This is a genomic window from Thiobacillus denitrificans ATCC 25259, assembly GCF_000012745.1.
GTDB lineage: Bacteria > Pseudomonadota > Gammaproteobacteria > Burkholderiales > Thiobacillaceae > Thiobacillus > Thiobacillus denitrificans_B.
Genome location: NC_007404.1, coordinates 759,355 through 772,347 on the forward strand (window position 1 = coordinate 759,355; position 12,993 = coordinate 772,347).

Genomic DNA, 12,993 nt, shown 5'->3' on the forward strand with positions numbered 1-12,993 from the left:
CTCCTCGGGTCAAGGGTTTCTCGGTTGAGCCGCCACGGCGCCGAGATAGGCGCCGGCGGCGAGCAGGACGGCGGCGCCGATGAAGAACGGCGCGCGCAAATCGATGGCCTGGACGGCGGCCCCGGCGATCACGCCGGCACCGACCGCGCCCCATTTGGCGTTGCTCTCGAACCAGCCGAAGGTGCGGCCGGCGCGTTCGCGGGTCACGATCGCGGCGATCAGCGCGTGCAGGCTGATGAAGCCGAGCGTCATGCCGAGGCCCATCGCCAGGCGCCCGGCGGTCAGCCCGGCGAGTGTCGGCAACAGCGCCTGCGCCGCGAGCGCGCCCGCGAGCACGAGAAAGGACAGCGCGAGCGTCGCGAGCAGCCGACCCGGCACGAGGCGGCGGCTCAGCGGCACCGCGCAGAGCAGGTAGACGAGATGCGGGACGCCGAACAGCAGCCCGGCCATCGCGAGCGACGCCGGCTGTGAAGCCGCCTGGGCGAAGGGCACGAAATACGGAAAGGTCAGCACGGTCGCGAATATGAACGCGAACTGCGCGGCGTAGATCTGGTTCGCGCGCGCTTCCGGTGCAACGGCCGGCGCGCGCGCCGCGGGTTTCGCGGCAGCCGAGGCCGGCGGCGACGGCAGGCGCGCGATCAGTACCGCGGCGGCGAGCGGGAGCAGCGCGAGGTAACGGTAGAGCTCAAGCGGCGATTCGATCGTCATGAGCACGCCGAGGCCCGCCGGCGCGGCGACGAGCGCGGCGCGTGCCGACCATTGCATCAGGTCGAGGCTGCGCGAAAGCGCGGCGCCGCTGACCACCGTCGCGAGATACGCGTTCGACGCGGCGAAGGTGCCGCCGAGCAGGCCTTGCAGCGCGAGCGCGAGCGCGAACGTCGCGGCGTCGGGCGCGAAGCCGGCGAGCAGGAAGCTCGCCGCGAGGCCGAGCTGGGCGCGCAGGAGCAGCGGCTTCTTGCCGTAGCGGTCAGCGAGCCGCCCCCACCACGGGCTGCTCACGGCGGTGAAGAAGACCGGCACGATGTAGAGCCAGCCCGCCAGGTAGGCCGCGTCGCTGTGCAGCGATCGCTCGAGGATCAGCGCAAAGAAAGGCGGCATCCCGAGCGCCGCGAACGCGGCGACGAAATGGCAGACCATGATCGTGGCGACGACGCGCCGCGTGTCGAGGCTCATGCCGGCTTCAGGAAGTTCGGCGCGCTGCGGCCGTAGAACTTGTTGACGTCGGCCGCGCCGGTCTCGCTTTTCTCGGCGAGGGTCGCCGCGATCAGCAGATATTTGAGGTAAAGCCGGTCGTCCTCGAGCAGCACGTGGCGCGCCGGCGCGACGTCTTCGCCTGCGGCCGCGAGTTCGTCGAGCACGCCCGCGAGGCGCATGCGCACGCGCCCGTGCAGCGTGCCGGCAGGCACACCGAGGCGTTCGGCGTAGCCCTCGGCGAGCACCGCGATGTTGAGCTGCAGCGTGATCGTCGTGAACATCTGCGCGAGGGGTAGCGTGTCGGCGACGAATATCCTGCGGTCATGCAGGCCGGCGACGCGCTGGGCGAGATCGGGCCAGCGGCTGGCGAGGGCGTCGAAATGGATGCGCCCCGCGTCGTTGTCCTTCAGCAGCAGGCGCAGGCGCGGGGCATTCCGGCTGAGGACGAGGACCGAGTTCTGCTGGTTCGATTCGAGCGCGACGCCATACCGCAGCCACAGCGTGAGGTGCAGTCGCAGCGTGAGATCGAGGTAGTCGTCGAAGAAGGCAGCGAGGTCGCCCGCATAGAATTCCGCCGCGATTTCTTCGGCCACCGTGGTGCCGCCGGGCGCCGCGGCGAGCAGGCTCGCGACCGGAACCAGCGTGCTCTCGCCGAGCGCGGCGACCGGGTAGCGGCGCAGGATGTGGCCGAGGAAGGGGCGGTGGTCGACGTGCGCGCCGCAGCCCTCGAAGGTCAGCAGCACGCGACCGTCGAGCGCAGGCTCGCGCACTGCGATGTCGGCGAGCAGCGTCTGGAAGCGGTGGCCGTCGTGGATCGTGCTCGGCTTTATCGTGCGGATGTTCTTGGCGCCGAGCGTGCGGATCGTCAGCGGAAGCTTCAGATGCCATTCCGGCGCGTCGAGCAGCACGACCGTGCGCACCGACAGCGTCGGCGCGACCGCGAGATAGGGGTCCGGCGCGCGCACGACGGTTTCATGCAGCCCGGCCTCGTCGAGGAAGGCGTCGAGCTGATGCGCCCAGACGAAGGGGTGCACCGGGACCAGGACATGGGTGGCGGCCATCGCCGCCGGCAGGCCGACGGCTTCGACGGTCGGCCAGACCGCGGGCGGCGCCACGCCGTCTTTGGCGCTCGGATGATGGAGATCGCGCGGCACCGCGAGCCAGCGCAGCATGAAGGGGCGCTGGAACTCGGGACCGTAGGCTTCGAGCGCGTCGCGATCGAAGCCGAGCTTGGCGCGTGCGGTCGGATAGAACGGATGGTCGAGGAAAGCGCCGAGGCGGTCGTAGTGCAACAGGCGCGCGTGCCAGTTCGGCAACCCGGCGCCGGACGCGCGCCCGTAGGCCGCGCGGAATTCGGCGAACCAGCGCTCGCGTTCCGCTTCGCCGGCACGGCGGTGTTCGACGGCGACGCGGCATTCTTCGGCGAAGGCGGCGAAGCGCTCGGCGGCCGGCGCTTCGAGGCCTTGCTGGAAGCGGGCGAGAACGGCGTCGACCGTGTGCAGCGCTTCGCATCGTCGACCGTCGTCCCATACGGGCGGCAGGGCGGCGCCGCGCCAGGCCTGCATGAAGGTCGACGCGACGACCGGAATCCACAGCACGCCGCCGCCGAAATGGCCGACCTCGAGCCAGGTGTCGGCGTCGCCGAACCGGGCGAGCGCCCGCGACCCGGCGCCTTCCGCGAGGGCGGCGCCGCCAGTGAGAGTGGCGCCGACCGCGGGGGCGACGCCGCCCGTGAGAGTGGCACCGCCCGCGTGCACCGTCGCCCGGCTCACGCAGGCACGCACGTCTTCGCGCAGCAGGGCGTCGACGACGCGCCGGCAGATGTAGGCCTCCGGCGACGCGTCGTCGTTGCGTGACGGGGCGGCGGCGAGGGCGGTCTTCGGGGCGCGCGCGTTCATGCCGCGATCGTCCACGCGAGGCCGCTGCTGAGCCGGTCCATCTCGAGCCCCAGCCGCTGGACGTCGGCGCCCGTGCCGCGCAGCACGCCGAGGTAGTCCTTGTTGGAGTGGGTGAGATTGACGGTCTCGCCGATCGCGCGCAATGGCTTGAACGTGATCTGCACGTCCTCCGAGCGCCGGTCGAAGGCATCCGGCGCGCCGGTCAAGCGCCCGGCCGACTGCGCGGTGAAATAGCGGATCAGCGCCGCGCCCGGCCCAACGTCGATGTCGGGCAGCGGCTGACCGGCGTAGAGATCGAGAATGATCTCGAACAAGGGCAGGCCGAGCGCGTCCTGCAGCAGGAACTCGCGGTAGTCGCCGATGCTGCGGTAGTTGATCTCGATCAGCTTCGGGCCGGCGTCGGTCATCACGAACTCGGTGTGGCAGGCGCCGAAGCCGACGCCGAAATGCCTTACGAGGTCGATGACCTGCGCCTCCTGCTCGGCGGTCAGACCCGTTCCCCAGCGCGCCTCGAGCTCGACGAAATGCGGCGGCGGCGACAGCCTGACCTGGAAGCCGCCGAGCACGCAGAGCCGCTTGTCGTCGCCGAGGGTTTCCAGCGTGTAGAGCGGACCCGCGACGTATTCCTCGAGCAGCAGCGGCTGGCCCGGATGGCTGGACCAGGCGGCGGCGCACTGCGCGGCGAGTTCGGCGCGGTCATGGGCGAGACTGACCTGCTGGCTGGCCACGCCTTCGCGCGGCTTGACGACGCAGGGTAAAGGCGCGCCGTCGACGACGCGCGCGAGCCCTGCCGCGTCGCAGACCACGGCATGCCAGAGCGTGTCGAGGCCGCGCGCCTTGAGCCGGGCGCGCATTTCCGCCTTGTTCTTCGCGCGATAGGTGACGTGCCAGTCCTTGCGCGGCAGGTCGAAGTATTCGGCGGCGATCGCCGCGCTCGTCTGCAGGTGGTCGCTGTTGGAAAACACCGCTGTGGGCGCCTCGGCCCGGCAGGTGATCGCGTCGACGACCGCGAGCGGATTGAACACGTCGCAGGCGACGATTTCGTGGGGATAGGCGGCAAGGCCGGCCCGGCTGAAATGCTGCCGGTGCGCCTCGGCGTGGTCGGTCAGCAGCACGACCGACAGGCCGCGCCGCTGCGCTGCCGGAATGAAGCCGTCGTTGACCGAATCGGTCGGCACGTGGGCCAGCAGGATGAGCTCTCGCATGGTCGCCCTCCTCACATGTCCATCTGTAGCGTGAGCAAGGCGGCGCGGCCCGGCGCCGGCATGCGGCCCTGGCTGAAGTCGACGCCGCGGAAGTAATAGTCGCGATCGAACAGGTTGTTGAGCGCGAGCGCGGCCTTCATCTTCGTGCCGTTCCAGCGGAAGTCGCGCGTGACCTGCGCGTTCCATACCGAATAGGCCGGGATGCGTCCGACCGAGCCGGTCGCGTTCTCGTCGACCGTGTTCGCGCCGTCGGAGAAGGACGCGCTCTGGTAGAGGCCGTTCAGGTTCCAGTTCCAGTCGCCGCTGCGGTAGTTGCCCTGCAGGTTGAGCTGGTGGTGCGGGGCGAGCGGCAGTTCGTTGCCCTCGAACTGGCCCGAGCGTTGCTCGGTGTCGACGTAGGTGTAGGCGGTCTTGAGTTCGAGCCCGCGCACCGCGGCCGGGCGCCACGCGACTTCGGCCTCGACGCCCTGATGGCGCGCCTCGCCGAGGTTGCGGAAGCCGACGGCCTGGCTGACGAATTCGAGCTTGTTGTCGAAGTCGAAGCGGAAGGCGGTCAGGCTCGTATCGACGTTCGCGGTCGGCGCGACGCGGATGCCGGCTTCGTAGTTTTCCGCGCGCTCGGCGTCGAGGTCGCCGCCGAAGGTGATCTGCGTGAACTGCACCGGCCGCAGCGACTTGTGATAGTTCGCGAACAGGAAGACCGCGTCGCTCGCCTGATAGCCGATGTCGATGCCGGGCAGCCAGTCCTTGGTCGTGTCACGCGTTTCCGCGCCGGTCAGGTTATTGCGGTAATAGAGGTCGACCGTTTCGTGGCGGACGCCGGGCGTGACCTTGAGCCTGTCGTCGAGCAGGAAGAAGGTGTCGCTCAGGTAGGCGGCGACGGCGTCGTTCTCGAAGCGCCAGTCGCGCGTGACCGCGTAGGCATTGGTCGCCAGCGTGCGCGAGTCGACGACGTAGTCGACCTCCTCGCGCAGGTAGCGCGCGCCGAGCGAGATCTTCTGCTTGACGCCCGCGTCGATGTCGAAGGTCAGCCGCGGCTCGCTGCCGTAGACCCAGAATTCGCGCGGCGACGACATCTCGTTGGTCGACGGCGTGTCGGCGTTGCTCGAGTTGCCGAAGAAGAACTGCCGGTTGCTGCGGTGGGCGAAATTCGCCCAGCTCAATTCCGCGCCGTTGGCGAAAGCCTGGCTGTAGGTGACGTGGCCGCGCAGCGTGTCGCCGTCGAAGCGGTCGAGCGGGCGGGTCGACTGCTCGCGGTCGGCTTCGTACGAGGCCGGCGTCAGCGCGCCGGGCATGTCGTTCTCGGTCTTGTAGTACTGCAGGCCGGCGCGGAGGTTGGCGCTGTCGGTCAGGAACCAGTCGGCGTCGAGCATGAGGTTCTGCACGGAGGTGCTCGAATGGTCGCGCTCGGCTTCGCCTTCGATGAGATTGGCCTGGGCCTGCAGGCCCAGACGCTCGCTGACGAAGCCGCCCGCGCGCAGGTAGGTGTCGCTGAGCAGATTGCCGCTGCTCGCGATCGACAGCGTCTCCTTCGCAGTGAAAGCGGGTTTGCGCGGGATGCGCTTGGTCACGAAATTGATCACGCCGCCGACGTTGTTCGGGCCGTAGTGGACCGCGACGCCGCCGCGCGCCACGTCGATCGCCTCGACCGCATTGAGCGTCAGCGGAAACAGCGACAAACCGGTCTGGCCGTAGGGCGCGAGCGTGATCGGCATGCCGTCGACGAGCACCAGCACCTGTTCGCTGCGCAGCGGGCTGAGGCCGCGCACGCCGATGTTGGGCAGGATGCCGGTCCCGCTTTCGTCGAGGACGCGCACGCCGGGCACCGTGCGCAAGGCGTCTTCGACGGTGCGCGCGCCCGATTCGGCGAGTTCCTGCTCGGTGACGACGGTGCGTGCACCGGGGTGCTTCTTCGCCGCTTCCGGCGTCGCGGCGCCGAGCCAGTCGGCGCTCACGCTCACCGCCTCGAGTTGCTCGGTCTCCTGCGCGTGCGCGGAAAACGCCAGGGGAATCAGTACAGCCAACAGCTTCTTCTTCATGCAGCCTCCAGATACGGTTAAGGATTTCTGGCTGGCTGTAAGGCTGGCTGGGTGGTAGCGGTTCTACTCGATAGGGTGGGCGGGCCCGGCGGCCGCGAAGGGCCTGCGGGCGAAATTCATTGCGTGCGCCTTGCGAACGTGCATCAGCGGAGTGCGTCGCCGCTGGCGAGCGCAAGCCCGCGCCGGGCGTGGCCCCAGGCAAAGCCGACGAGGATCACTGCAATCAGGCCGCCCTGCAGCGACAAGGCCTGTACGTTGGCGTAAATGCCGAGAAGCGGGACCTCTATGAAATTGACAGGATCGAGCGGCAGCCAGCCCGCTTCCTGCAGCGCGGCGACGCCGTGGCCGGCGAACATGACCGCGAGCAGCGCGAGCAGCGCCGAGCTCGCGGCGAAGAAGGGGCCGATCGGCAGGCGCAGGCCGAAGCGGAAGATCATCCAGCCGAGCACGGCGAGCGTTGCGGCGCCGAGGCCGGCGCCCGCCAGCACCGAACTCCGCGCGCCTTCGGCCTGCTGCCAGAGCGCCTGATAGAACAGCACCGTCTCGAAGGCTTCGCGGTAGACCGCCAGGAAGGAGACGCCGGCGAGCGCCCACAGCGTGCCGCGCGACAAGGCGTGCGTCAGGTGGCGGCCGACGAAGGCCTTCCAGCGGTCGGCGTGGGACTTGTCGTGCAGCCAGAAGCCGACGTAGAGCAGGATCGCGCTCGCGGCGAGCGCGGTGATCCCTTCCGTGACCTCGCGCCCGGCGCCGCTGATCGCGATGACGTAGCTCGCGACGAACCAGGTCAGCACGCCCAGGCCCAGCGCGCCGATCCAGCCGACATGGACGTAGCGCAGCGCCTCGCGGCGTTCGGCCTTGACCAGGAAGGCGACGACCGCCGCGACCACGAGCAGTGCTTCGAGGCCTTCACGCACGAGGATGAAGAAGGCACCGAGCAGGGCGGCGAACGGCGACAGCCCGCCGGCGTCGAGTGTGTCGCCCGCACGGGCGAGCAGCGCGTGCAGCAGCGCGGCCTGTTTTTCCGCATCGGCGACGGGTGCGCCGGCGCGCAGCAGATTGCGGTAGGCCGTCATCTGGGTTTCGATTTCCTGCCGCAGTGCGCGGTCGGAGGCGTCGAGACTGGCCTCGACGAGCTCGAAGCCTTCGAGATAGCCCGTCACGGCGAGCCGCTGGGCCAGCGCGACGTCGCCCGAGCGGTAGGCGGCGAGGCTCTCGTCGACATGGCGGCCGGCGAAGGCGAGCGGCGGCTCGGCCGTCGCCTTCGCTTCGACCGGGTTTTGCCGGAGCCAGGCGAAGACCGCGGCGGCGGCGTCGCCGTCGCGCGCGCGGACTTCGTTCTCGGTCGTCATCACGAGCGTTTTCAGGTTGGCGAAGGGCAGGTCGCTGCCGCCGGCGGCGAATCGCGCCGCGCCTTGCTGGGCAACCTCGGCCGGCGTCCCGAGCGAGGAGACGTAGAACGCGAGTGCCCAGCGCTCCGCCTCGGACAGCTGGTCGAATCCACCCATCGCGGTGCCGCTTACGCCGAGACTGATCGTGCTGAAAAGGCCGTACACGCTGCGTTGCCGCATGCGCGCCGCGTCGTGGAAGTCGGCCGGCGCCGGCTCCATGCCGCCCGCCTGGACGCCGTCGCCCTTGCCTTCCGCACCGTGACAGGCGGCGCACTGCGCGGCATACAGCCGGGCGGCGCCGCGCAGGTCGGGTGCGCGCTTGGGCGCGACGGCGATGCGATACGCGGCGATGACGCCCTGCCTCAATTCGCCGGCGAGACGGGACACCTCGTCGCCGGGCGCACGGGCGGCGATGCGCGCGTTGAGCGTTTCGGCCTGTCGCAGCAACCCCGCCTTGGCGGGATTGTCCGGCAGCTTGCGCAACTGTTCGATGACCTGGACGGAAAACTCCGACTGCTCCTGATATTCGGCCGCGTCGAGCACCTTGCCGTCGCGCACGAATTCCGGGTAGTCGACGCCGACGTAGTCGAGCATGTGCGCAATGGTCTGGGCCGTGCGCCCAGGGTCGGCCGAGGCGGCGCGGGCCGGCAGGCTCAGCGCGACGAGCACGAGGAGCGCGGCGACCCAGCCCACCGCGTGGAAGGCCGCCTGGAAGGTGCGTTGATTCATGATTGCGTGCTCACGATTTCATTTTGGAGAAGGAACGCCGCGGACGCCGGACGCCTTCGGCAAGCCCCCTCAAACCGCGGGCAGTCCGCCACGCCAGAACAGGGGCGCGTCGACGCTCGGGCGCTCGGCGTCCATGTCGTCGGCAAGACAGCGGCAGACTTCACGCTCGGCCGGCGTGAGTTCGCCGGTTTCGGCGGCACGTTCGAGCAGCAGGCGCGCGGTCGCCCGGCTGCGCGAACAGGGCTGGCGCAGCAAGGCGAGTGCGGCGACCAGGAGCGATGCGGGACGGGCGGTATGCATGGGCTTCTCCTCGGACAAGGATGCTGCAGGGTGGGTCGCGTGAGGCTTCGGTTCGGGCATGCCAGTCTCCTGTGGATTGAGCGCTGGCTTGCGCCGGCGGCGCGTGCTGGCGGGCGGTTCACTACTTCGTGAGAATCAGTTTGCCGTTCTTCGTGATGCGCAGCCGATAGTGCGCGCCGTTATGGCTGATCACGATCTCGTGATGGCCGCGGAACAGCGCGTCCGCCTCGACGACGCCGGGTTGCAGGGCGGGTTGACCGGGCTCGGATCGCGCAGCGGGAGAAGAGGGTATCTGGAGGTCCATGACGGCGTCTCGTTGATTGAAGCGGTTTTCATTCTTGCGTTGATATGAATGATAACGATTCGCGTTTACGTGTCAAGTCTCGTGGGGCAGTCGTGGCGTTTTTTTGCAAGCAAGACAGGAATCGGGGTGCACGCAGGAAACGCAGGCGGGCTGGCGTCAGGGCCAAAAACGGGCGAAACGGGTTATCGGGTGTGACCGCAAGACCCGGCGGAGCCACGAACGCGCGGCGCGACGGCGGCCTGGCGGCCGCTCGCCTGACTCATCAGCCGTGCGGGCGGCTTTCCCGCGGCGGCCATTCCGCGCGCTGCAGGGGCAGCGCGGCGAGCGTCTCGGGTTGCAGCGTGACGTGGCGGATGCCGTGCCGCGCGTCCATGTCCCTGCGCGCGGCCGCGAGAATGCCCGGCCAGTCGGCGAGGTCGCGCAGTTCCAGGTGGGCCGAGAGCGCCACGGTGCCGGTCGAGAGGGTCCACACGTGCAGGTCGTGAACGCGCAGCACGCCGTCGAGCGCGGCGAGGTCGCGGCCGACCGCTTCGAGTTCGACGTCGAGCGGCACGCCTTCCATCAGCACGTGGACGACCTCGCGCAGCAGCCGCAGCGCGGAGACGAGGATCAAGACGGCGACGAGGATCGACAGCAGCGGGTCGATCGGCGTCCAGCCGGTCGTGACGACGACGATGCCGGCGGCGATCGCCGCGACCGAGCCGAGCGCGTCGCCGAGCACGTGGAGCAGGGCGGCGCGGCTGTTGAGGCTGTGCGCGCCGCGCGAGAGCACCCAGGCGACCGTCAGGTTGACCGCGAGACCGATTACGGCGACGCCGATGACGGCGCCGCCGGCGACGTCGCGCGGGCTGCCGATGCGTTCGAGCGCTTCGTGCACGATGAAGCCGACCAGCACGAGCACGAGCAGGCTGTTGAGCAGCGCCGCGAGCACCTCGGCGCGCACGAGGCCGTAGGAGTGGCGCATGCTCGGCGGGCGCCGCGCGAGCCAGGCCGCTGCCGCGGCGAGTCCGAGCGCCGAACTGTCGGCGACCATGTGCGCGGCGTCGGAGAGCAGCGCGAGCGAGCCCGACCACAGGCCCGCCGCGGCCTCGATGCCGGCGAACGCGAGCGTCAGCAGTAGCGCGACGAGCAGCGTGCGGCTCCCGCCCGCGTGCGCGCCGTGAAAGTGCGTGTGGCCGGCGTGGTCGTGCTTATGCGCGGCCACAGTAGTCGGTCGGGTCGGACAGATCGAGTTCGGCGGAATCCCGGCCGAGCCCGGCGACGTGGTGCAGCGCCTCGGCATAACGCGCCGATTCGCGCAGCGCGGTCATCGTCGGCGCGTGGGCGGGATGGCCGTGCATGCGCGCGAGCCGCGCGCGCGCCGGGGCCGGCCAGTCGACGTCGAGCTTGGCCAGCACCTCGTCGGCAAGCTCGGGGTGGTTGCACACGAGGGCCATGTCGCAGCCGGCGTCGAGCGCGGCCCGCACGCGCTCGACGATGCCGCCGGCGAACGCCGCGCCGGCCATGCACAGGTCGTCGCTGAACACCGCGCCGTCGAAGCCGAGTTGCTGGCGCAGGATCTTCTGCAGCCAGACGCGCGAGAAGCCGGCCGGCTGCGCGTCGACCTCGGGATAGATCACGTGCGCGGGCATCATCGCCGCGAGCCCGGCCTCGACCATCAGGCGGAAGGGCACCAGGTCGGCGCGAGCGATGTCGCCGAGCGTGCGTCGGTCGACCGGAATGTCGACGTGCGAATCGGCGATGACGAAGCCGTGGCCGGGGAAGTGCTTGCCGCAGGCCGCCATGCCGGCGTCCTTCATGCCGAGCATGACCGCCTGCCCGAGCTGGAACACGGCCTGCGGGTCGGCGTGGAAGGCGCGGTCGCCGATCACCGACGACGCGCCGTAGTCGAGGTCGAGCACGGGCGCGAAGCTGAAGTCGACGCCGTGCGCGCGCAGCTCGCTTGCGAGCACGTAGCCGGTCTCGCGCGCGAGTTCGCGGGCGCGCTGCGGGTGCTCGTTCCAGATCGCGCCGAGGCTGCGCATCGGCGGCAGGCGGGTGAAGCCGTCGCGGAAGCGCTGCACGCGCCCGCCTTCGTGGTCGACGCCGATCAGGAGCGGCGCGGCCTTGAGCGCGTGGATCTCCTCGCACAGCGCGGCGAGCTGCGCCGGGTCGCGGTAGTTGCGCGAGAAAAGAATGACGCCGCCGACCAGCGGGTCGCTGAGGCGGCGGCGGTCGTCGTCGCACAGTTCGGTGCCGGCGACGTCGAGCATCAAGGGTCCAAGGGTCACGTCAGTCCTCCTGCGTCGCGGATTGTTCGAGCACGACGAAGGCGAGCACGAAGTCGCCCTCGTCGGAAAGCGAAACGTGCTGCGCGGTGACGCCGCGTTCGCGCAGAAACGCGGTGAGTTCGGGCGCGCAGTCGATGTGGGGCTTGCCGTGCGCGTCGCGCATGACGGCGATGTTGCGCAGCGTGACCGGCGCGCGCAGCCCCGTGCCGAGCGCCTTGGCGAAGGCTTCCTTGGCGGCGAAGCACTTGGCGAGAAAGCCCGCGGGGTCGCGGCTCGCGTAATAGCGCGTGTGCTCGGCCGGCGCGAGGATGCGGTCGGCGTAGTGCTCGCCGTAGCGCGCGAGCCCGGCGCGGATGCGGCGCGCGTCGAGCAGGTCGGTGCCGATGCCGTGGATCATGGCGAGACGCGCACCGGCAGGCCCGCGGCGCGAATCCGCTCGGCGTAAGCCTCGAGCCATTCGGCCGGCAGCGCCGAGAGCCGGCTCGCCTGCGGCTGCATCGACGGGCGCGCGAGGCCGTAGAGCAGCACGCCCTGCACCGGGATCGCCTCGGCGCGAATGCGCGTGACCGCGGCGAGATACGCAGCCTGCTCGGCCTCGCTCGGCGGCGCGCCGTCGCGCGCGAAGACGCAGGTCTGCAGCCAGGTCGGGCACAGCCGCGCGGTCGCCGCCAGGCGTTCGAACTGCCGCGCCGGCGAGACGCGGGTCTGGTTGATTGCGCGCATGCCCTCGGCGGTCGCGCTGTCGAACTTGAACCACGCCTCGCCGCCGAGCGCCGCGATCCGGCGGAGGCCCTGCTGCACGCGCGGGCGGTCGGCGAGGCTGCCGTTGGTGATCAGCACGAGTTTGGCCGCTTGTCCTTGCGCACTGCCTTCGCGGCCGACGAGGCCGAAGTCGGCCATGACCCGGCCGATCAGTTCGACGACCTCGGGAAACGCCCGCGCGCTCGTCGGCTCGCCGTTGCCCGACAGCGCGACGTCGTTGAGCCGCCGCGCCTCGGGCGGCACGCGGCGCTGCATGAAGTCGCCATGCACGACGTCGTCGAGCATCGCGCGCAGCTCGGTTTCGAGTCGCGCCAGATCGATCGGCGGCGCGGTGCCGCGCTTGAGGTCCGGCACCTGGCAGTAGACGCAGGCCCAGTTGCAGGCGTTGTTCGGGTTGAGGTTGACGCCGATCGAGACGCCGCGGGCGCGGCGCGAGACGACCGGGTAGACGTAGGTCATGCCCGCGCTGTCGCGGTCGTGGTCGGTGCGGGTCAGGATCGAGGTGCGCGGCATCGGCGGATTTTCTCATCAACCGGCGGCGCGGCGAACATCGGCCTTGGGCGCGGCGCCGGGCGGGGCAAGCCCGCAGGCGCGCGGGAGAACTCGAGGGGTGGCGGAAGGTGTGGGATTCGAACCCACGAACGCCTTGCGACGTTGCCGGTTTTCCTTACTCCTATGGCTTTCGCCACCAGCCCGGCGGGCTGTTTGAGAGTCTGGACTTTGCCTTCGCCTTAGCCGTTCGGCCTTAGGCGGGAGCCGTCAAGTCTCTACACGTTCATGGTGTCGACCACGCTTCGCTCGGCGTTGCCTCGGGTTTCCAGGGGGTCCGCCGACTTTGACTCCTTACATCTGCTGCGTTTCCACAGCAGCGCTCGATCGAACAAGACCGGTGCATTCAACCGCT

11 protein-coding genes are annotated in these 12,993 nt (G+C 70.1%); all 11 read right to left on the reverse strand.

The window, feature by feature from the left end:
* Positions 1–9 precede the first annotated feature (9 nt).
* Positions 10–1,173, reverse strand: a complete 1,164-nt coding sequence (locus TBD_RS03660; protein ID WP_011311231.1) for an MFS transporter — start codon at positions 1,171–1,173, stop codon at positions 10–12.
* Entirely contained in the window at positions 1,170–3,092 is a 1,923-nt protein-coding gene (locus TBD_RS03665; protein ID WP_011311232.1) for an IucA/IucC family protein, read from the reverse strand. The genes TBD_RS03660 and TBD_RS03665 overlap by 4 nt, the downstream gene beginning before the upstream one ends.
* Complete coding sequence (locus tag TBD_RS03670) at positions 3,089–4,297, reverse strand: ATP-grasp domain-containing protein (RefSeq protein WP_011311233.1); 1,209 nt, start codon at positions 4,295–4,297, stop codon at positions 3,089–3,091. The genes TBD_RS03665 and TBD_RS03670 overlap by 4 nt, the downstream gene beginning before the upstream one ends.
* A gap of 11 nt (positions 4,298–4,308) precedes the next feature.
* The gene (locus tag TBD_RS03675) at positions 4,309–6,336 is read right to left on the reverse strand and encodes a TonB-dependent receptor family protein (protein ID WP_011311234.1); all 2,028 of its coding nucleotides are present in this window, start codon (positions 6,334–6,336) and stop codon (positions 4,309–4,311) included.
* Positions 6,337–6,479: 143 nt separating this feature from the next.
* Positions 6,480–8,453 (reverse strand): FTR1 family protein, encoded by a 1,974-nt coding sequence (locus TBD_RS03680; RefSeq protein WP_011311235.1) that lies wholly within the window; start codon positions 8,451–8,453, stop codon positions 6,480–6,482.
* A 69-nt stretch (positions 8,454–8,522) separates the two neighbouring features.
* Positions 8,523–8,753: a hypothetical protein gene (locus tag TBD_RS03685; protein WP_041432321.1), complete on the reverse strand. Its 231-nt coding sequence runs from the start codon at positions 8,751–8,753 to the stop codon at positions 8,523–8,525.
* Positions 8,754–8,874: 121 nt separating this feature from the next.
* Complete coding sequence (gene hemP / locus TBD_RS03690) at positions 8,875–9,057, reverse strand: hemin uptake protein HemP (RefSeq protein WP_011311237.1); 183 nt, start codon at positions 9,055–9,057, stop codon at positions 8,875–8,877.
* 262 nt (positions 9,058–9,319) lie between these two features.
* Positions 9,320–10,261 (reverse strand): cation diffusion facilitator family transporter, encoded by a 942-nt coding sequence (locus TBD_RS03695; RefSeq protein WP_011311238.1) that lies wholly within the window; start codon positions 10,259–10,261, stop codon positions 9,320–9,322.
* Complete coding sequence (gene nagZ, locus TBD_RS03700) at positions 10,248–11,327, reverse strand: beta-N-acetylhexosaminidase (protein WP_011311239.1); 1,080 nt, start codon at positions 11,325–11,327, stop codon at positions 10,248–10,250. The genes TBD_RS03695 and nagZ overlap by 14 nt, the downstream gene beginning before the upstream one ends.
* A 1-nt stretch (position 11,328) precedes the next feature.
* Complete coding sequence (acpS, locus tag TBD_RS03705; protein ID WP_011311240.1) at positions 11,329–11,724, reverse strand: holo-ACP synthase; 396 nt, start codon at positions 11,722–11,724, stop codon at positions 11,329–11,331.
* On the reverse strand, positions 11,721–12,602 hold the full coding sequence (locus tag TBD_RS03710) for a radical SAM protein (RefSeq protein WP_011311241.1): 882 nt from the start codon (positions 12,600–12,602) through the stop codon (positions 11,721–11,723). The genes acpS and TBD_RS03710 overlap by 4 nt, the downstream gene beginning before the upstream one ends.
* Between the last annotated feature and the right edge of the window lie 391 nt (positions 12,603–12,993).

Excerpts from the sequence above, each read along its gene's own strand:
- TBD_RS03665 (WP_011311232.1), bottom strand. The coding sequence starts at position 3,092 with ATGAACGCGCGCGCCCCGAAGACCGCCCTCGCCGCCGCCCCGTCACGC.
- TBD_RS03685 (WP_041432321.1), bottom strand. The coding sequence starts at position 8,753 with ATGCATACCGCCCGTCCCGCATCGCTCCTGGTCGCCGCACTCGCCTTG.
- TBD_RS03680 (WP_011311235.1), bottom strand. The coding sequence starts at position 8,453 with ATGAATCAACGCACCTTCCAGGCGGCCTTCCACGCGGTGGGCTGGGTC.
- TBD_RS03710 (WP_011311241.1), bottom strand. The coding sequence starts at position 12,602 with ATGCCGCGCACCTCGATCCTGACCCGCACCGACCACGACCGCGACAGC.
- TBD_RS03675 (WP_011311234.1), bottom strand. The coding sequence starts at position 6,336 with ATGAAGAAGAAGCTGTTGGCTGTACTGATTCCCCTGGCGTTTTCCGCG.
- acpS (WP_011311240.1), bottom strand. The coding sequence starts at position 11,724 with ATGATCCACGGCATCGGCACCGACCTGCTCGACGCGCGCCGCATCCGC.
- TBD_RS03660 (WP_011311231.1), bottom strand. The coding sequence starts at position 1,173 with ATGAGCCTCGACACGCGGCGCGTCGTCGCCACGATCATGGTCTGCCAT.
- TBD_RS03670 (WP_011311233.1), bottom strand. The coding sequence starts at position 4,297 with ATGCGAGAGCTCATCCTGCTGGCCCACGTGCCGACCGATTCGGTCAAC.
- hemP (WP_011311237.1), bottom strand. The coding sequence starts at position 9,057 with ATGGACCTCCAGATACCCTCTTCTCCCGCTGCGCGATCCGAGCCCGGT.